Source organism: Shewanella sp. Choline-02u-19, from assembly GCF_002836205.1.
Classification (GTDB): Bacteria; Pseudomonadota; Gammaproteobacteria; order Enterobacterales; family Shewanellaceae; genus Shewanella.
Genome location: NZ_PJBE01000013.1, coordinates 1,441,639 through 1,461,036, shown reverse-complemented (window position 1 = coordinate 1,461,036; position 19,398 = coordinate 1,441,639). Strand labels below are relative to the sequence as shown.

At 43.0% G+C, this 19,398-nt stretch carries 17 protein-coding genes and 1 tRNA gene; 10 read left to right on the top strand and 8 right to left on the bottom strand.

The features are described from left to right. The first annotated feature begins 2 nt into the window (after nt 1-2). Nucleotides 3-1,697 (top strand): LeoA/HP0731 family dynamin-like GTPase, encoded by a 1,695-nt coding sequence (locus CXF83_RS13115; RefSeq protein ID WP_101091633.1) that lies wholly within the window; start codon nt 3-5, stop codon nt 1,695-1,697. A 79-nt stretch (nt 1,698-1,776) separates the two neighbouring features. Here CXF83_RS13115 and CXF83_RS13110 read toward each other — a convergent pair whose 3' ends face one another. The 7 genes from CXF83_RS13110 to CXF83_RS13080 form a co-directional block, all read right to left on the bottom strand. Beyond that, nucleotides 1,777-2,991 carry a pyridoxal phosphate-dependent aminotransferase gene (locus CXF83_RS13110; protein WP_101091634.1) on the bottom strand — a complete coding sequence of 405 codons (1,215 nt, stop codon included), beginning with the start codon at nt 2,989-2,991 and terminating at the stop codon, nt 1,777-1,779. A 393-nt stretch (nt 2,992-3,384) separates the two neighbouring features. Continuing rightward, on the bottom strand, nt 3,385-3,945 hold the full coding sequence (efp, locus tag CXF83_RS13105) for an elongation factor P (protein WP_101091635.1): 561 nt from the start codon (nt 3,943-3,945) through the stop codon (nt 3,385-3,387). 45 nt (nt 3,946-3,990) lie between these two features. Continuing rightward, entirely contained in the window at nt 3,991-5,199 is a 1,209-nt protein-coding gene (earP, locus tag CXF83_RS13100) for an elongation factor P maturation arginine rhamnosyltransferase EarP (protein ID WP_101091636.1), read from the bottom strand. 108 nt (nt 5,200-5,307) lie between these two features. Beyond that, a complete protein-coding gene (gene fldA / locus CXF83_RS13095; RefSeq protein WP_101091637.1) occupies nt 5,308-5,835 on the bottom strand; it encodes a flavodoxin FldA in 528 nt (175 codons plus the stop codon). A gap of 52 nt (nt 5,836-5,887) precedes the next feature. Then, nucleotides 5,888-6,160 carry a LexA regulated protein gene (gene ybfE / locus CXF83_RS13090; RefSeq protein WP_101091638.1) on the bottom strand — a complete coding sequence of 91 codons (273 nt, stop codon included), beginning with the start codon at nt 6,158-6,160 and terminating at the stop codon, nt 5,888-5,890. Between the two features lie 10 nt (nt 6,161-6,170). Beyond that, the gene (locus CXF83_RS13085) at nt 6,171-6,392 is read right to left on the bottom strand and encodes a DUF2788 domain-containing protein (protein WP_101091639.1); all 222 of its coding nucleotides are present in this window, start codon (nt 6,390-6,392) and stop codon (nt 6,171-6,173) included. A 96-nt stretch (nt 6,393-6,488) separates the two neighbouring features. Further along, complete coding sequence (locus CXF83_RS13080) at nt 6,489-7,247, bottom strand: alpha/beta fold hydrolase (RefSeq protein WP_101091640.1); 759 nt, start codon at nt 7,245-7,247, stop codon at nt 6,489-6,491. A gap of 278 nt (nt 7,248-7,525) precedes the next feature. Between CXF83_RS13080 and seqA the strand changes: the two genes are divergently transcribed. Next, entirely contained in the window at nt 7,526-8,089 is a 564-nt protein-coding gene (seqA, locus tag CXF83_RS13075) for a replication initiation negative regulator SeqA (protein WP_101091641.1), read from the top strand. Between the two features lie 32 nt (nt 8,090-8,121). Then, a complete protein-coding gene (gene pgm / locus CXF83_RS13070) occupies nt 8,122-9,774 on the top strand; it encodes a phosphoglucomutase (alpha-D-glucose-1,6-bisphosphate-dependent) (protein WP_101091642.1) in 1,653 nt (550 codons plus the stop codon). 204 nt (nt 9,775-9,978) lie between these two features. On the opposite strand, the gene msrA is transcribed toward pgm, so the two are convergent. Beyond that, a complete protein-coding gene (gene msrA / locus CXF83_RS13065) occupies nt 9,979-10,458 on the bottom strand; it encodes a peptide-methionine (S)-S-oxide reductase MsrA (RefSeq protein ID WP_101091643.1) in 480 nt (159 codons plus the stop codon). Nucleotides 10,459-10,705: 247 nt separating this feature from the next. Here msrA and astE point away from each other — a divergent pair, with 247 nt between their 5' ends. From astE to CXF83_RS13025, 7 genes are all read left to right on the top strand, one after another. Then, a complete protein-coding gene (gene astE / locus CXF83_RS13060; protein WP_101091644.1) occupies nt 10,706-11,743 on the top strand; it encodes a succinylglutamate desuccinylase in 1,038 nt (345 codons plus the stop codon). Nucleotides 11,744-11,925: 182 nt separating this feature from the next. Then, nucleotides 11,926-13,104, top strand: a complete 1,179-nt coding sequence (locus CXF83_RS13055; protein WP_101091645.1) for a thiamine pyrophosphate-dependent dehydrogenase E1 component subunit alpha — start codon at nt 11,926-11,928, stop codon at nt 13,102-13,104. A gap of 3 nt (nt 13,105-13,107) precedes the next feature. Next, nucleotides 13,108-14,085, top strand: coding sequence for an alpha-ketoacid dehydrogenase subunit beta (locus tag CXF83_RS13050; RefSeq protein ID WP_101091646.1), 978 nt, complete (start codon nt 13,108-13,110; stop codon nt 14,083-14,085). Nucleotides 14,086-14,094: 9 nt separating this feature from the next. Next, nucleotides 14,095-15,672: a dihydrolipoyllysine-residue acetyltransferase gene (locus CXF83_RS13045; protein WP_101091647.1), complete on the top strand. Its 1,578-nt coding sequence runs from the start codon at nt 14,095-14,097 to the stop codon at nt 15,670-15,672. A 137-nt stretch (nt 15,673-15,809) separates the two neighbouring features. After that, nucleotides 15,810-16,874, top strand: coding sequence for a quinolinate synthase NadA (nadA, locus tag CXF83_RS13040; RefSeq protein ID WP_101091648.1), 1,065 nt, complete (start codon nt 15,810-15,812; stop codon nt 16,872-16,874). A gap of 187 nt (nt 16,875-17,061) precedes the next feature. Beyond that, a complete protein-coding gene (locus CXF83_RS13035) occupies nt 17,062-19,056 on the top strand; it encodes a methyl-accepting chemotaxis protein (RefSeq protein ID WP_101091649.1) in 1,995 nt (664 codons plus the stop codon). Between the two features lie 180 nt (nt 19,057-19,236). Continuing rightward, a tRNA-Ser gene (locus CXF83_RS13025) sits at nt 19,237-19,326 on the top strand. Nucleotides 19,327-19,398 lie beyond the last annotated feature (72 nt).

Sequence of the window (19,398 nt, the reverse complement as noted above, 5' to 3'; positions counted from 1 at the left end):
CAATGATTGAAACTATAAATGAATTTGAGTCAAGCAAGCAACAGGCTCGTACTTTACTTGAAAAATTAGTTACGTTCTTACAATTGGGTGTAGACGCAGGGGCTGACATTGATGCAAACCTTACCGCTAAACTTGAGCATGCCTTAAGCACTGTTGACCAAGGTAAGCTAAAGATCGCCTTAGTTGGCGGTTTTTCTGAGGGTAAGACTTCAATTGCTGCGGCTTGGATGGAAAAGTTAGACAGCGAAAGTATGAATATCAGCCATCAAGAATCATCTGATGCGGTTAAGGTTTATGATTTAGATGATAATTGTGAGCTTATAGACACACCAGGCCTGTTTGGTTTTAAAGAAAAGCTAAACGCGGATTCATCACAAATCGAAATGTATAAAGACATCACAAAGAAGTATGTCAGTGAGGCGCACCTTGTGCTTTATGTGATGAACTCGACTAATCCTATTAAGGCGAGCCATCACGATGATCTTAACTGGTTGTTTCGTGATTTAAAGCTTCTTTCTAGGACGGTGTTTGTTTTAAGCCGCTTCGATGAAGTCGCTGACGTTGAGAGTGAGTGGGATTACAGGACTAATCTAGAGATAAAGCAGCAAAACGTCATAGAAAGGTTAAATGACGCAATTACGTTAACTGAAGAAGAGCTGATTACGGTTGTGGCAGTGGCTGCTAACCCATTTGATATGGGAACGGAATACTGGCTAGAAAATGTTGAAAAGTTTAAGGCATTGTCTCATATCGAAAAACTTCAGCAAGCAACGGTAGAGAAGGTGCGTGAAAATGGCGGCCAAATGTCAGTTGCGCTAGAGGCTAAAAATAGCATAATCCGTGATGTACTCGGTCGTCAGTTGCCGAAGGCGGTAGAAAACGACGAAAAAATTGGTGAAGAGCTTGCTCGTCTGAATACCATGAATATACGCCTTGAAAAACAGATTAGTTTGGCGAACACTCGAATTATTGAAGTTCAAATTGGCTTACGTAACTTTGTGATAAACTACTTTGGTGACTTGATTATTCAGGTAAAAGGGACAGATCTGAATACATTTAACGATTTCTTCGAGAGAGAAGTTGGCAATGAAGGGGTGATGTTAAACACTCGGGTTCAAAACGAAATAGAAAGTCAAATCAATGCCTTATCTGGCGAGTTAACTCAGCTTCAAAATAACTTTCAAAACGAAGTTAAGCACTACAACGATACTGTGATGCTGATGGGTAAGCAAGGCGTTAATTACCTTGTGAAAGGGAGTTTCATTAATAATCAGAGTATCCTAGCAGCCCGTGACGGATTGAGCGCAGCAGGGAAAATGGTGGGTATTGATCTTGCCGGTATGTTGAAATTTAAACCTTGGGGCGCCGTTAACTTAGCCAAGGGCATTAATGGTGCGTTAGCTTTTGTTGGGGTGGCACTTGAAGCTTGGAACTCATGGAATGAACATAAGCGCCAGCAGGCCTTTGAAGTTGCGATTACTGAAATGGTAGATAACTTTGAAGGTCAGCGTAAAGAGCTATTAGCACTCATAAACAGTGGCAGCTTTATTGCCAATTTCTTTCCTAGTCAAATCTCGCTAATAAGTTCGATGGATGATTTGTGTCAATGCATTTCACAACAAACCGCGAAAAGGGCCAAATTCAAGCAATGGCGTGAACAGGGAGAGATTATTGAAGCTGAATTTTCAGTTGTTTAAACGTTCAGCACGTTAATATAGGCTTAATACTAAAAAACGACCCAGAGGTCGTTTAAGTGTTAAGCCTCTTTTTAAAAGGTTATTGCTTGTATCCTTCAAGGAACTCACCAACTTCACCTAAGGCCTTTGTAAGTTCATCCTTGTAGGGTAAAAAGACGACCCTAAGATGGTCAGGCTCTGGCCAGTTAAACGCTGTGCCTTGCACCAAGAGTATTTTCTTCTCTTTTAAAAGGTCGAGCACTAGTCGTTCGTCATCCCGTAAATTGAACTTCTTCTGATCCAACTTGGCAAATGCATATAACGCACCTTTTGGCTTAACCACGCTGACGCCAGGGATTTGATTGAGCATTTCGACACAAGCATCTCGTTGGACACACAAACGTCCACCCGGTTGTACTAACTCTTGAATACTCTGATATCCGCCTAAAGCCGTCTGGATAGCATGTTGATTCGGTACGTTGGCGCAGAGGCGCATTGAGGCGAGCATATCTAAGCCTTCAATATAGCTTTTTGCCGATTTTAAGTTGCCGGTAAGCATCATCCAACCGACTCGAAAACCTGCGGCGCGATAAACTTTAGAAAGGCCATTAAAGGTCACCGTCAGGATGTCATCCGATAAACTCGCAGCAGGTATATGCACGGCCTCGTCATACAAAATTTTGTCATAGATCTCATCGCTAAATAAAATCATATCATGTAGTCGACACAACTCGATGACTTCAAGAATAAGTTCTTTTGAATAAACCGCGCCAGTAGGGTTATTGGGGTTGATAAGCACAATGCCACGTGTACGTGGGGTGATTTTGCTTTTTATATCGTCAATATCAGGAAACCAGCCGGACTCTTCATCACAACGATAATGCTGCGCTTTACCACCTGACAGATGCACGGCGGCGGTCCAAAGCGGATAATCGGGTGAGGGAACAAGTACCTCGTCATCACTATTGAGGAGACCCTGCATTGCCATTACGATAAGTTCTGACACTCCATTACCGATATAGATATCTTCAATGTCGACGCCAAGGATCCCTTGAGATTGATAATGTTGAACAATCGCTTTTCGTGCCGAAAATAGCCCTTTAGACTCGCAATAGCCTTGCGCACTAGGCAAGTTTAAAATCACATCGCGGACGATTTCTTCGGGTGCTTCAAATCCAAAAGGCGCTGGATTGCCGATATTGAGTTTTAAGATCCTATGACCTTCGTCCTCTAATCTTCTCGCTTCTTTATGGACTGGACCACGAATGTCGTAGCAAACAGAGTCCAATTTGGTGGATTTGATAATTGGGCGCATCTAAACCTCGAAAATGCTTTAAAAATGAGTCTATTGTAGTAAAGACGTAAGTTGAGTGAACAATAGCTAAAATGATTAGACAAAGATAGCCTTAAATCCTAGCTTAAATAGTGTGATCTACCGTGAGCACCGTGCTTTAGAATGCTATTAAGCATCATACACTGCCATTAGTTGCAATTGTGGTGTAAGTCTCTTCTTTGTGCGTGGTTGACTGGGTTATTCGCTAGTTGATCAACATCAATAAAAGATCAATTGATTCGGTCGCGGGTCTGTGAGGCGTGGAGAACATATCTAAGAAGTGTATTAATTGGTTTTTTGATGTTGATTTTGTGAGATCAAAAGTAATAAAAAAGCCAACCTGAAGGCTGGCTTTCTCAGAGACACGAATTGAGATTAAACGCGTTTCTTAAATTCGTTAGTGCGAGTATCAATTTCGATCATATCGCCAGTTTTAACGAAATCAGCAACACTCAGAGTGCTTCCACCTGCGATAGTTGCAGGCTTCATTACTTTACCTGAAGTGTCACCACGAGCTGAAGGCTCTGTATAGGTAACTTCACGACTAACAGTAATAGGCAGCTCTACAGAGATAGCTTTCTCTTCATAGAAAGTAACCTGACAAATATCTTCCATACCGTCAACGATATAAGCTGCTGCATCACCTAAGTTTTCTGCTTCTACGTCATACTGGTTATATTCAGCATCCATAAACACATACATAGGATCGGCAAAGTATGAATAAGTACAGTCAAGACGTTCAAGAATGATGTCATCTAACTTATCTTCACCTTTGAACGTTGTTTCAGTCGTCGAATCAAGCAAAACGCTCTTAAGCTTTAATTTTACGATAGCAGCGTTACGGCCAGATCGAGTTGTTTCAGTCTTAAGTACAACCCATGGGCTGCCATCTAACATGATCACGTTACCAGGACGGATTTCATGAGCAGTTTTCATTACACTATTTCCTATTTTTGGTTTTTTCTATTTCAACGCAGTATCTTAGCTATTTTTGACGAATTGAACTAGTCGAGAAGCAAGATCTGCGTCATTTAATATGTAAATTGGCCATTGTTGTGCGTGAAGTGACATCTCTGGCTGGATTAAATCTAGGTTTTGCCACTCTTGAGCGGCAGTGTCAGCTTGCTCTTTATTAAAAGCGATATTGAGTGAACGGTAGATATTGCTCGCTTGTGGGCTGAGATTATCACAATAGCTATCCATAAAGGCGGCTAATTTTACCAGATGGTAATCATCCTCTTGAGGATAAATATGCCAAATAAACGGTTTCCCTGCCCATTGTGCTCGTAAAAAGGAGTCTTCACCGCGAACAATATTCACGTCACAGCTCCACAACAGTTGATCGTAGCCTTGCTGATCTGTCATGGGCAAAATATGAATAGTAAGATTACCATGCACCACTTGTTGGCCTACGTTGAGGTCATTGATAGCACAAGGTAGCAGTGATTGTAGACTGTTTAAACTTCGTCCTTTGGGGATCAACGCATGTATTCGATTATCTGACTGCATCCATAACTTGCATAAACGAAGTAGGGCAGAGGTCTCATAGCTGAATACACTGATCACTGTGTCGTTATCGTCAATATTATTGAGGCCAAGCTTGTTGAACAACTGGTGTCGAAAGTCCAGATTCGATTGCCATACATTCCGCTGATCTAAAGTGTCCTTTTCGCAAATCAAACCACCAGTGTTACCCGTAAATCCAGGGAAGTAAAAGTACTTTTTGAGGCCGTTATTTTGCATAGAGGGTAGGCCATGACAACCTTCGACCCAAGACTCAGCACTTAAGTACTCTAAATTTAACCATACAGGTGCTTTAGGGACGCTGGTATCTTGCTTATGGGCTTCATGCTGGGCATGCATCGCTTGCACAACTGCGTTAGGCAAATTACAGGCGAATGCCTCAATGACTACATCTGCAGCGTTATAGTTTACCGGGAGAGGCTCAGACCATAAGTTGATGCGCACACCATCATGTTTCTGGCTGTTAAGACTTGGATCTAACGGTGGCAAAATGTGTGAAAAACTGTTTAAGTCATCAACCCATAAGGTGATATTGATTTGATATTCTTTTGTCAGTTGCTTAGCGAGTCGCCAAGTGACCCCTATATCACCATAGTTGTCGACAACACAGCAAAAGATATCCCACTGAGTTGTCGTTTTTACAGGCTTTAATGCGTAATGAGTCAATGCTTCGCTACCTTGGTTAGTTAAACGGCTGACATTTATCTTTAAATACGAAAAAACGGCATAAATGCCGTTTTTTTGTTGCTAGAGATGAATAAACTTAAGCGTTTATTAATCTGCTAGTTCAGCTAAACACATCTCTTCATAGATCTGTTTAACCCAAGCATCTACTCGCTCTTCGGTAAGTTCAGGTTGACGGTCTTCATCAATGCCTAAACCGACAAAGTGCTTAGGATCCGCTAAGCCTTTCGAGGCTTCAAAGTCGTAGCTTTCTGTTGGCCAATGACCAATGACAATACCACCACGGCCTTCGACGATTTCGTTAACCATGCCCATGGCATCGAGAAAATACTCAGCGTAATCCTCTTGGTCACCGCAACCGAAAATAGCGACTAACTTATCTTCAAAGTTTACTTGCTCAAGTTCTGGGAAAAAATCGTCCCAGTCACATTGTGCTTCACCGTAATACCAAGTTGGGATCCCGAAAAGAAGCAGATCATACTCTGCTATCTGTTCTTTGGTACTTTTGGCGATATCTTTCACCTCAACCATTTTTTTACCCAGTTTTTTCTGGATCATTTTGGCGACGGCTTCGGTGTTGCCTGTATCAGACCCGAAAAAAAGACCTACTGTAGCCATTGTTGTTCCTTTATGTCTAGTTCACTTTAAAGTATGCGTGCTGTAAAAGCGCTCAATTACTGACTTGCTTTTGCAGTATTAATTCAATTAACTGACTGCGGCTAATATTACTGGCCATTGCCTGTTCATTCAAGGCGTCATACAAATCTTGTGACACCTTTAGCTCTATTCGCTTTAAACCGTTAGCTCGGTCACGTTGGATTTGGTTTCTTTTATTAATTTTTAGCTGCTGGTCCCGCGGCAATGGATTGCTACGAGGACGACCACGTCGTTGTTCTGTTGCGAACAGATCAATGGTGGTTCTGTCTGATGTTTCTTTTGCCATTGAGTCCAATTTAACCGATGCCTGAACCTTCCCAGGTCATCTGTATAATCCCTTTTGCGATAAACCCGGCACAGCCGAGAAATAAAACTAACCAAACGATACGTCGACCAAACAGAGGCACTTTACCCTGTTTAAGTACATCGTGAATGGCCATACCAATAAAGAAGAAAATGGCTGCAAAAAACAAGTTTAGGCCTAACGCCTCAATTTGCTCCATATGTTGCATTAACATCTACCATTCCTTCTGGCCAAAAAAAAGTGGCGGGAATATACCATATAAGTGGTAAAGCGGCTAGACGATTTACATCTTATTGGCAGTAAATTTTTATCAATTACTCACGAGGAAATCTTTTACTATACGGTTAAAAATGCTAGTTTTTTGAGCATGTAGCCAATGCCCCGTACCCTCAATTGTTTTTGCTTTTATGGTAGGGAATTGCTCAATTATAGCGCTTCTATGAGCGGATGTGACGTAGTCTGAGTCGCCGCCGCGTATTAATAGGCATGGACCGGTATACTGAGTTGTGAACGTTGGCCAGCCAATGATGTCGTTATAGCTTTGTTTTAACCCTGCTAAATTCATCTTCCATTCAAAGCCATGGTCACTGCGTTTAAGTGACTTAAGTAAGAACTGCGCAGTGCCTTCATCGATATCAAGGCTACGCATATGGGTTAGTGCATCACGCCTATCGTTGATCTCGGTTAATGGCATAGTTTCAAGTGCATTAAAAACCTTATCATGACGACTGTTGTAGGCAACGGGGGCAATATCAGCCACAACAAGCTTGGTCACACATTCTGGATAGAGAAGGGCAGTTGCCATCGCTATTTTACCGCCCATAGAGTGTCCGACTAATATTGCTTCGTTTATGTTGAGCGTGCTGAGTAGCTGTTTCACATCGTCAGCTAACGTTTGATAGGTCATTGAGGAGACATGTTCACTATTGCCATGGTTGACGACATCGACTCGAACGACGGTAAAGCTATCTTCTAACGTTTTCCCGAGTGCTTTTAGATTATCAAGATCGCCAAATAGCCCATGAATGAGAATAACAGCAGGTCCGCTGCCATTGGTCGTATAGTGCATTTTATGCCCGCCTAAAAGATCGAATTGTGCAAGATTGTGCCTGTATCCTATTTAGAATCCAAGTCAGGTCATAAAATTGTCACCTCTTTGACGCATTATTAACCGCTTAGTCGGCTAACAAGCCGCTCTTTCTTATTTGGATCGCAGTTTTCAATTATTGGTGCTTTATCAAGGCTCTAAACCTCGTTACACTGAGGGGATAATTTGGGGCCGTAATGCGCTCATGATCAGTACAAATAACACCGATCCCAGTTTTCTACGTAAGGAAGATAACCGTTATGAAATATATCGAGGTTGATGAAGAGCTTTACCGCCACATTGCCAGCAAAACTGAACATATTGGTGAAAGCGCTTCTGATATTTTACGACGAATATTAGGGCTGCGTGTTGATGCAGTGACTCCAGCTCAACCTCAACCTGAAACGATTAGCCACCCAAGTTTAGAACGTGACGACAAGGTTGTAGAAGTCATCAATAAACCCATCATAGTTGAAAGTAACCTTATTGGTGACTTTATTGGTTTAATCGATGCAGAGCTATTAGCGGCGCAAAAAGGCGCTGTTGGGCGGTTCTTGTTTATTTTGGACACTGTGTATCAGACATCAAAAAGCCAGTTTGAACAAGTTCTGTTGATCCAAGGGCGTGACAGGTTGTACTTTGCAACGTCAAAGGACGCGTTATTAAAAGCCAGCAAGTCAGCTAATCCGAAAGAGATTGGCAACAGTGGCTTTTGGGTGACAACCAATAATAACACGGCTAAGAAACGCACTATTTTGTCTGAAGTGCTGACACAGTTTGGAACAGATGATGCGCAAGTTGTCGCTATCATCGATAAAGTATAATAGATATCTACGTTAACTAAAGGAGCTAGTTTTTGGCCATACATGAAAGAGCGGGACAGATTGCTGAACAAAAGGATTTGGTCAATATATCTAAACTGATAAGTTTGTATTATCGGTTAAGCCCTAGTGCCAAAGAGGTGACGCAACAGGTTACTTTTGGCACTTCAGGCCATCGTGGCAGTGCCATTAAGCGTAGTTTTAATGAAGCTCATCTATTAGCGATTTCTCAGGCAGTAGTTGATTACCGTATCGAGGCGGGGATCACGGGCAAGCTTATATTGGGTATTGATACGCATGCGCTATCACAACCTGCTGCCATTTCTGTTATTGAAGTTTTAGTCGCAAATAAAGTGACTGTCGCTATTCACGAAAATGACGGTTTCACGCCTACGCCGGTGGTATCGCACGCTATTGTTTGCGCCAATAGCCAGCAAGATAATAGTGTTGCTCATCTGGTCGATGGTCTTATCGTCACGCCTTCACATAATCCACCTCAAGACGGTGGAATAAAATACAATCCACCGCATGGTGGTCCAGCAGAAGGCGAGATCACCGATTGGATCCAAAATAGATCAAATCAGTATTTAGCGAATGACTTAGTTGGCGTTAAGCGGATTGATTATGCCCAAGCGTTGCTAACGGAGTATGTCAGTGCTGAAGACTTCATTACGCCGTATGTAAACGATCTTGCCAATGTCATCAATATGTCGGCGATTGCGGATGCTAAACTGCATTTAGGCATAGATCCTCTTGGCGGTTCAGGGATCCATTACTGGCAGCCAATAGCAGATAAATATGGCTTAGACATTACGATTGTAAACAACAAGGTCGATCCAAGCTTTAGTTTCATGCCATTGGATAAAGATGGCAAGATCAGAATGGACTGTTCATCTCCATTTGCGATGGCCGGTTTACTTCAACATAAAGACCAATATGATCTTTGTTTTGGTAATGATCCCGACTTTGATCGACACGGCATTGTATGTCCTGGCAGCGGTTTAATGAACCCGAATCATTTTCTTGCAGTGGCAATTGATTACCTTGTGACTCATCGTCCTAATTGGACTGACAAGATGGTGATTGGTAAAACATTAGTCTCAAGCGCTATGATTGATAAAGTCTGTGCCATGCATGATAAACAGATGTCTGAAGTTCCCGTCGGCTTTAAATGGTTTGTTGAAGGTCTTGCCAACTGTTCGTTTGCCTTTGGTGGGGAAGAAAGCGCTGGAGCTGCATTTTTACGATTGGATGGCAGCACTTGGTGTACCGACAAAGATGGCTTTATCTTGTGTTTATTGGCGGCTGAGATATTAGCTGTTACGGGCAAAACACCGCAGCAACGTTATCTCGAATTAGAACGCGAGTTTGGCCAGAGCTTTTACCAACGCATTGATAGCCCCATTAGCTTGGATAACAAAGCTAGATTCGCCAAAATTACTGTCGCTTCAATCTCAGCGACAACGCTAGCTAACGATACTATTACCCAAAAGCTGACACATGCTCCAGGTAATGGGGCCTCGATAGGGGGCATTAAAGTGGTCACCGACAATGGCTGGTTTGCGGCTCGTCCATCGGGTACTGAAGCATTATTTAAGCTTTACGGTGAGAGTTTTGTCAGCCAAGAGCATTTACAACAATTGCTTAAAGATGCTGCCATTATTGTTGAGCAAGCATTAGCGAGCTAAATGTATACGGGTAATAATAAAGAGGGCGCTGTTATGGCGTCTTTTTTATATCTGTGGCTTCAATACTCTGGTTTCTGGTTTCTGGTTTCTGGTTTCTGGTTTCTGCGACTGAGGTTATAGAAGAACCATTAGTGTTAAACTTGCCACTTCCCTTTTAATTCCTAATGAATGACCGATACCCAATGTTATGGGTATAACTTGCATCTAGAAGCTAATGTGACAACTGGGTAGGTCGTTCTTAGCTAAGTAATCTTGATGGTAAGTTTCAGCTTCATGGAACTGCTGCGTAGGGACAATTTCAGTCACTATTTGTTTATCTCCCCACTTGCTACTTTTTATCAGTGCAAGCTTTGCCTTTTCTGCTTGGCTTCTTTGCTGGGTATTATGGAAAAATACGCAGCTTCTATACTGGTTGCCTTTGTCTTCGCCCTGTTGATTTAGTGTGGTCGGATTATGATTTTGCCAAAATATATCTAACAATGTTTCATAACCCACTTTGCTAGGGTCAAACTCAATCTGGACAACTTCAGCATGACCGGTATTACCTGCTTTAACGTCACTATAAGAGGAATACAGGTCATTGCCACCCATGTAGCCACACGTACAGTCGGTTACGCCGTCAACTTGCTTGAAAAAATACTCAACGCCCCAAAAACAACCCGCACCGAATGTAGCATAAGCCATGATGACTCCTTAATATTGTATTAGCCGTTTGGATGGCTAGATGTCCTCATTGTGTTTTATCTTTTCAACCAATGCAAGCATAATTTTATCCAGCTGATTACTTGTTGCACTAAGCCTGTAAATTCGTTGCCTTATTAGTCTCTGATTCATGCTAATATTCCATGCAATATCAGCAAAGGGGATAGGTTTGGTAAGGCATACGAGCTATCACTGAGCGAACTGACAAGTATTAAATAAGGAGTTGTTTGTGTTTCACGAATTGAAGCAGTCCAAGGATTTTCTCGCGTTAACCTTAGCGCATCCACAATATCTTCCAGAGAGTTTTGAATTTGACTTAGGTGAGCACACTCACGTACAAGTTTGGGATACTGGCGTTATTGTGTTTGAACCGATACAAACTAAACACAGTAAGGATATTGTGTTGTCCTGTGCAGTTCACGGCAATGAAACGGCGCCCATTGAGCTTTGTAATGGACTCATTACGCAAATTCTGGCTGAAGAAATAAAGCTGAAACAGCGGGTGATGTTTTTAATCGGTAATCCTGCAGCAATCCACAATGGCACACGCTTTATCGATGAAAATCTAAACCGTCTGTTTAATGGGGCGCATTCACGTGGCGATGGCCTTTGTAATCCAGAGCGGGTCAGAGCGCACAAACTAGAACAATATGTTGATAGATTCTACGCCTCTCAATCAGGTCAAAGACAACGTATTCATTACGATCTACATACAGCTATTCGTGGGTCAAAACACGAAAAGTTTGCCATCTATCCCTACCGTCCTGGCCGTAAGTACAGTCGAGAACAGATTATGTTCCTCGAGTCTTGCGGTATTAACACCATTTTATTCCATCATGAACCGACTACAACCTTCAGTTACTTTTCGTCTGAGAACTATCGAGCCGATGCCTTTACCATTGAATTAGGCAAAGTATTCCCGATGGGGCAAAATGACATGACTCGATTTATCGCCATGAAGGAGATGTTGACACTATTGATGACGGGACGAGATTTACAACTGCCAGCATTCGATCTTAAGCGGTTAAACCTTTATCAAGTGTGTCGTTCTGTTAATAAACACTTTGACGATTTTGAATTTAACTTCACTAACGATGTTGAAAACTTTACTGCATTTCCAAGAGGTTACACCTTAGCCAAAGAAGGTGGTCAGGCGGTTAAAATAGAACATGAGTTTGAATCGATTGTTTTTCCGAATGCAAAAGTGCCGGTCGGCCAACGGACCGTATTGATGTTAAAGACGGCAGATGATAGTAATTTGGACTAAATTCATACTGAATAACTGTGCATGTAAACCAATATATACATGCACAGAGGCGCTTAGTTGTCTTTTGAGTGATGGGAAGTATTGAGAGTTAGTTTACGTTAACGTAATGTTCTTCCCGCGTATTAGAATAGATAGATGCTTCTTTCGTCATTTGGAAGCATCATAAATAACAAGAGCACATTATGAGCAACGCAACAACAAATGCTGAGACAGTCCATCGCGTAAGTTTTTTAGATAAAAACTCCATCGCGATCCCCATCCTTAAAGTATTACAAGCCGATGGCACAGCCTATGAAGGCGCGGTATTACCCGTTATAGACGAAGCCTTGGCTAAAAAAGTCCACGATACATGTGTGTTCACCCGAGTATTAGACGAGCGTATGCTGGGAGCACAGCGTCAAGGGCGTATCAGTTTTTACATGACTTGCACCGGTGAAGAGGCTTCTATCATCGGTAGTACCGCTGCACTCGATGACGGCGATGTTATTTTAGCCCAGTACCGTGAACATGCTGCTTTACGCTACCGTGGATTTACCACTGAACAATTTATGAACCAAATGTTCAGCAACGAGAAAGATTTAGGTAAAGGCCGTCAGATGCCAATCCATTATGGTAGCCAAGCATTAAACTACCAGACCATATCATCGCCACTGGCGACCCAAATTCCACAAGCTACAGGCGTTGCTTATAGCTTGAAAATGCAAAAGAAGCGTAACATTGCTATTTGTTACTTCGGAGAAGGCGCTGCATCAGAAGGTGACTTTCATGCTGGCCTCAACATGGCCGCAGTGCTTAGTTCGCCAGTGATCTTCTTCTGCCGTAATAATGGTTATGCTATTTCGACGCCAACGGAAGAACAGTTTGCAGGTAATGGTATTGCCAGCCGAGGACCTGGGTATGGCATGCATACTATCCGTGTCGATGGTAATGACATGTTGGCAGTATTAGCCGCGACGCAGCAAGCTCGCGCTTACGCACTAGACAATAATGCTCCAGTGTTAATAGAAGCGATGACATATCGTCTCGGTGCTCACTCGTCATCAGATGACCCATCAGGTTATCGCTCAAAAGATGAAGAAGCCAAATGGCAGCAACATGATCCAGTGAAACGATTTAAGTTATGGATGATTAACAAAGGCTGGCTCAACGAAAAACAAGATGCCGATCTTTATGTTAAATATCGTGAAGAAGTGCTAGCTGAACTTAAAGTTGCAGAGAAGATCCCGTTACCGCATTTGGATGACCTTATCCAAGATGTGTATGACAAGCCAACGCCAATATTAGAAAAACAATTGGCCGAGTTAAAGACACATATCAAGAAGTATCCAGAAGCCTATCCAAAAAGCGCAGGGAGAATATAAGCTGTGGCAGAGATGAATATGTTGCAAGCCATTAACGAAGCCCTGAGCTCGGAAATGGAAGCTGATCAAAAAATGATGGTATTTGGTGAAGACGTTGGTCATTTTGGCGGCGTTTTTCGAGCGACTTCGGGCCTGCAAGAAAAATTTGGCCGTGACCGCTGTTTTAATACACCGCTAACAGAGCAAGGTATCGCTGGCTTTGCCAATGGACTCGCCTCTAATGGCATGACGGCCGTAGCTGAAATCCAATTCGCCGATTATATCTTTCCAGCGATAGATCAGATCGTCAACGAAAGCGCTAAATTCCGTTACCGCAGTGGTAATGAGTTTGACGTGGGCGGTCTAACGTTTAGAACGCCTTATGGCGGCGGTATTGCGGGGGGTCACTATCACTCACAGTCACCCGAAGCCTATTTTACTCAAACACCGGGTCTTAAAGTGGTTATCCCGCGTAATCCAGAACAAGCTAAAGGCTTGTTGATTGCGTCAATCCGAGACAAAAATCCGGTCATCTTCTTTGAGCCAAAACGTCTTTACCGTGCATCAGTAGGCGAAGTGAGAGATGGTGACTTTGTTATTGAGTTGGGTAAAGCTGAAGTGATCCGCCAAGGGACTGACATTACATTGTTAGGCTGGGGCGCTCAGATGGAAATTCTTGAAAATGCTGCCGACATGGCAGCAAAGAAAGGCATTTCATGTGAAGTTATCGATCTGCGGACCTTATCTCCTTGGGATGTCGACACTGTTGCTGCATCAGTAAAGAAAACTGGCAGATTACTGATCAACCACGAAGCGCCATTAACGGGTGGTTTTGCCGGTGAAATAGCAGCAACGATACAAGAAGAGTGCTTCTTATACCTAGAATCACCGATTACGCGTGTTTGTGGTTTGGATACACCTTATCCATTAATCCATGAAAAAGAATATATGCCTGATGCATTGAAAACATTTGAAGCCATTAAAGCGTCAGTCAAATTTTAGGAGCCCGCCATGATTAAAGAGTTTATCCTGCCGGATATCGGTGAAGGCGTTGTTGAATGCGAGCTAGTTGAATGGTTAGTGCAAGAGGGCGATGTTGTCACTGAAGATCAGCCAATAGCCGATGTGATGACGGACAAAGCATTAGTGCAAATTCCCGCACCGTACGCTGGCACTATTGCTAAATTGTATTATGCCAAAGGCGAAATTGCCAAAGTACATGCGCCTTTATATGCTGTTGATATTGCAGAGGAAGGCGGATCTCAAGCTGCGCCACTTGCAGCGACCAACATTGAAGCTGTCAGCAATACAGAGAGTCAAAGTGACATAGGTACAGCGAATGTGACTATTGAAGAATTTTTGCTGCCAGATATTGGTGAAGGTATTGTTGAGTGTGAACTGGTTGAATGGCTGGTTAGTGAAGGCGATATCGTGGTTGAAGATCAACCCATTGCTGATGTAATGACAGACAAAGCCTTGGTTCAAATTCCGGCGATGAAAAACGGTAAAATAACAAAGTTACATTACCGAAAAGGGCAACTGGCTCGGGTACATGCCCCGTTATTTGCTATTGAAGTTGCCTCTGAAACGCCAACGGTAGCAACAGCTGTCAATACCGCAGTAGAGCAAGCAACTAACACTGTAGTGGCCGAAAGTGTCGAACCTGCCCCACAAGGTAAAGCATTAGCTAGCCCAGCGGTACGCCGTATGGCTCGCACATTAGACATAGATATCTCCAAAGTGAAGGGCACGGGTAAAAATGGCCGTGTGTTTAAGGAAGATATTGAGCGCCATCAATCTCTTATAGTGTCGCCAAGCAACCAAGTAAACACGGTGACAACGTCGACTACTGCCAGCCCTAATGTAAGTCAAAGTGTGGCTGCTGGTGATCGCATCGAACCTATTAAAGGTGTTCGTGCGGTGATGGCGAGAATGATGACAGAATCCGTGTCGACCATTCCTCACTTTACCTATTGTGAAGAATTCGACCTCACCGCATTAGTTGCACTGCGCGAAAGCATGAAGAAGAAATATTCCACTGATGAGCTTAAGCTCACCATGATGCCTTTCTTCATGAAGTCGATGTCTTTAGCACTGGCGCAGTTCCCTGATATGAACAGCCGCGTCAATGCCGATTGCACCGAGCAAACATTGTTATCGAGCCATAACATAGGGATGGCGGTTGATTCTAAAGTGGGCTTGCTGGTTCCAAATGTTAAAGATGTGCAAGATAAGACTATTTTGGAAATTGCTGCTGACATCACCCGTTTAACGACGGCTTCACGCAGTGGTCGAGTGTCTCCCGCCGATCTTAAAGGTGGCAGTATCACTATCTCAAATATTGGTGCATTGGGCGGGACTGTTGCAACGCCTATCATCAATAAACCTGAAGTGGCGATTGTGGCACTGGGTAAATTACAAGTATTACCAAGATTCAATGCTGCGGGCGAAGTCGAGGCGCGTAAGATAATGCAGGTGAGCTGGTCTGGTGATCACAGAGTCATCGACGGTGGTACGATTGCACGTTTTTGTAACCTGTGGAAACTCTATCTTGAGCAACCACAAGAGATGTTACTCGCAATGCAGTAAACATTTCGTTGATAGCTCAATAGATAAAAAGGTGCTTAATAAAGCACCTTTTTTTATTCCCTTTACGGTAAAGAGTTTTAAATGGGTAAAAAATTCCGTATAATTCCGCGAATCAGTTACTGTCCTTTGGTTGTAGTATGAGCGCGTTCACCCCCAGTATCAAAAGTATTGAGTATCCATTCCCCGCGAAGCCTGTACCTTTATCTGACATAGAAAAGGAACAATCTAAAGAGCGCATTAAACAGCTACTTAAAGAGCGTAACGCCGTTCTTGTTGCTCACTATTATACTGACCCAGAAATTCAAGCATTGGCCGAAGAAACCGGCGGATGTGTTTCAGACTCACTAGAGATGGCACGATTTGGTCGTGATCACCCGGCAAAAACACTGATTGTTGCTGGGGTAAAGTTTATGGGGGAAACCTCTAAAATCCTTAGTCCCGAAAAAACGGTACTAATGCCTACGTTGGAAGCTACATGTTCACTTGATATCGGTTGTCCGATTGAAACATTCAGTGAATTTTGCGATGCACACCCAGACCATACCGTCGTTGTTTATGCCAATACATCTGCAGCGGTCAAAGCGCGTGCTGATTGGGTTGTCACTTCAAGCATTGCATTAGAAATTGTCGAACATTTAGACAGTCAAGATAAGAAAATCATTTGGGGACCGGATCGTCATCTAGGCAGTTACATTGCTAAAGAGACTGGAGCCGAAATGCTGATGTGGCAAGGCGAGTGCATTGTTCACGATGAGTTTAAAGCAAACGCGTTAATAGAATTAAAGAAACTACATCCAAATGCTGCAGTATTGGTTCACCCTGAATCGCCTGCTAGTGTGGTTGAACTTGCTGATGTCGTAGGCTCAACAAGCCAACTGATTAAAGCAGCTCATACAATGGATAACGATATGTTTATTGTTGCCACTGACAGAGGTATTTTTTATAAGATGCAGCAAGCTGCACCGAATAAAATATTAGTGGAAGCCCCTACCGGTGGTAATGGAGGTACGTGTAAAAGTTGTGCCCATTGTCCTTGGATGGCAATGAATGGTTTAAAGGCGATTGAAAACGCACTTGAGAGTGCAGGGCTGCAGCATGAGATTTTCGTTGATGAGACTTTGAGACTCGATGCACTAAAACCTCTCAATAGAATGTTAGATTTTGCTAAAACCTTGAATATGACAGTGAAAGGTAATGCTTAATAAAACGTTGATAACCATCTCATAAATGCTCGAATAATTGATTTGGATCACGTTTTTATCCGCAATGCCGAAAAAGTCTGCAATCGCAGGCTTTTTTTATAACATTTTGTGTAAACGACTGTTTACCTTGAACTAGTTTCGTTTATCCTAAGCCATAAATTGATTTAATTATTAATAAGGCTTACGAATGAAATGGAATTGGATCGGCAACCTTACATTAAAACAAAAATTTGTGATTGTTATCGCGCCTTCTTTACTCGCCTCTATCCTATTTGGCGGGCTGTATGCGAATGATCAGTACAAGTTAACCAAAGAACTCGACCAAGTACTTATTTTGAGTCAACTTGCTGTTGCTAATAGTAGCTTGGTCCACGAAATACAAAAAGAGCGCGGCATGAGCGCCGGCTTCATTGGCTCTAACGGCTCGGCGTTTCAAAGTAAGTTACCGCTACAGCAAAGAGATACCGATAAGCTTATTCACACTTTCCAGTCATTTCTGAGTGATCATCCATTGCCTTCGGCTTTTACAACCGAGATCCGCAATACTAAAAATTTAATCAGTGAGATCCCAGAGATTCGAAAAAAGGTAAAAGGTCTATCGATTAATGTTGCGGATGAGGTGGCATTCTATACTGCTTTAAATAAAGAGCTACTGAGCATCGTGGACTTAACAGCGAAGAAAGGTGCTAACCAACAAATTGCCATTAAGGCCGCAGCATTTGCTGCATATTTGCAAATGAAAGAGCGGGCTGGCATTGAACGCGCGGTACTGAGTTCAACCTTTGGTAATGACACTTTTAAAGCCGGTGCTTATCGTCGTTTCGTGACACTTGTATCGGAGCAGGGCGCGTATCAAGAAAGATTCTTGGCGTTAACTGACCCGCAAACATATTCTGCTTTTCAGCAGTTAAAGAACAATCAAGCCTTTAAAGAGGTTGAAGCGTATCGAGCTATTGGTTTTGTGCAAAATTCTGCAAAATTAGAACAACAGCTGCCGGAGCTCTGGTTTCAAACTGCAACTAACCGGATTGAGCTGTTAAGCCAATTTGAGCACCAGTTATCAAATGAATTAATCACCGTCACTGAAGCAAGGTTAGCCATTGCGACTAAATACCTTTATGTAACATTAGCGATATTGTTATTGGCAGCAAGTATGGTGTTGCTGGTTTCTATTTCTGTCATGCGTTTTATCCATGAAAGTGTTTCTAACCTGCAGCGTTCAGTGACGCTGGCGAGAGAAGATTTCGATCTCAGTGTCAGAATTGTTCAGAACAGCGATGATGAATTTGGCCAATTAGCCAAGGCATTTAACGGCATGATGACAGATTTTGAAAATGTCATTGCTCACGTTACCACTAATTCAACAGTTTTATTTCAAGCAGTAGAAAAATTGGAGCAACACTCTACACAGCTAAAAAGCGATGTCGAGCTGGGCCACCGTGAAGTGGAGCAGGTCGCGTCAGCCATGACCGAAATGAGTGCTACCGTCGCAGAGATAGCCATTAATGCTGAAAATGCCTCTGAAGCATCAGCGGAAGCTAACATTGAGGCGCAAGACGGTAATGAAGAGGTCGGGCGTTCAAGCGCTGCTATCACTTTACTTGCCAGCGACATTAATGAGTCTGCAGCAGCGTTGCAAGCACTTGAACTTGATATACAAGGCATTGTAGCTGTGTCTGATGTTATAAGCGGTATTGCAGAGCAAACTAACTTGCTGGCACTCAATGCCGCTATCGAAGCCGCAAGAGCTGGGGAAATGGGCCGTGGTTTTGCTGTTGTAGCTGATGAAGTACGTAACCTTGCGCAGCGAGCACAAAGTGCAACAGGAGATATAAAAGCCATGACAGAGCGACTAAGCTCCGGGGCTAGTATCGCAGTGCTTTCAATGGAACGCGGTACAAAGCAAGCAAGTCAAAGTGTTGAAGAGGCAGAAAAGGTTAGCGTAGAGCTTAAAAAGATAGTCAATCATGTCGGGGTAATAGACAGCATGAATGAACAGATCGCGGCATCGACGCATGAGCAAAGTGCAGTGGCGGAAGAGGTGAATCAAAATGCGTTAAAAATTAGTGAGCTCTATAGCAATACTCACACTATCGCTAATGAACTCCAATCTCTCACCAACGAGCTGGTTAAAGGGTCAAGCAATGTTGCTATAGAAGTCAGTAAATTTAAACTGAGTTGACTGATAGTGGGTTAAAATTACGGCTAATAGCGCTAATTTGGCTAGCAAATATGCAAACGCTGCAGCTGGCCACAAATACGCTTGACGCAATTGCCCCTTTTGCGTAAAGTGTCGCTCCGTTAGCAGCGTAAGCTATGTTGTTGACTATTGTGATGATTAACCACATAAAAAGAATCAATTGGTGAGCTGGCTGAGTGGCTGAAGGCGCACGCCTGGAAAGTGTGTTTAGGTTTATCCCTAACGAGAGTTCGAATCTCTCGCTCACCGCCATATATAGAAAAGCCCGTTATCGAAAGATAACGGGCTTTTTGCTGTGTTATTTTTGCTTGTTACCGCCCAAAT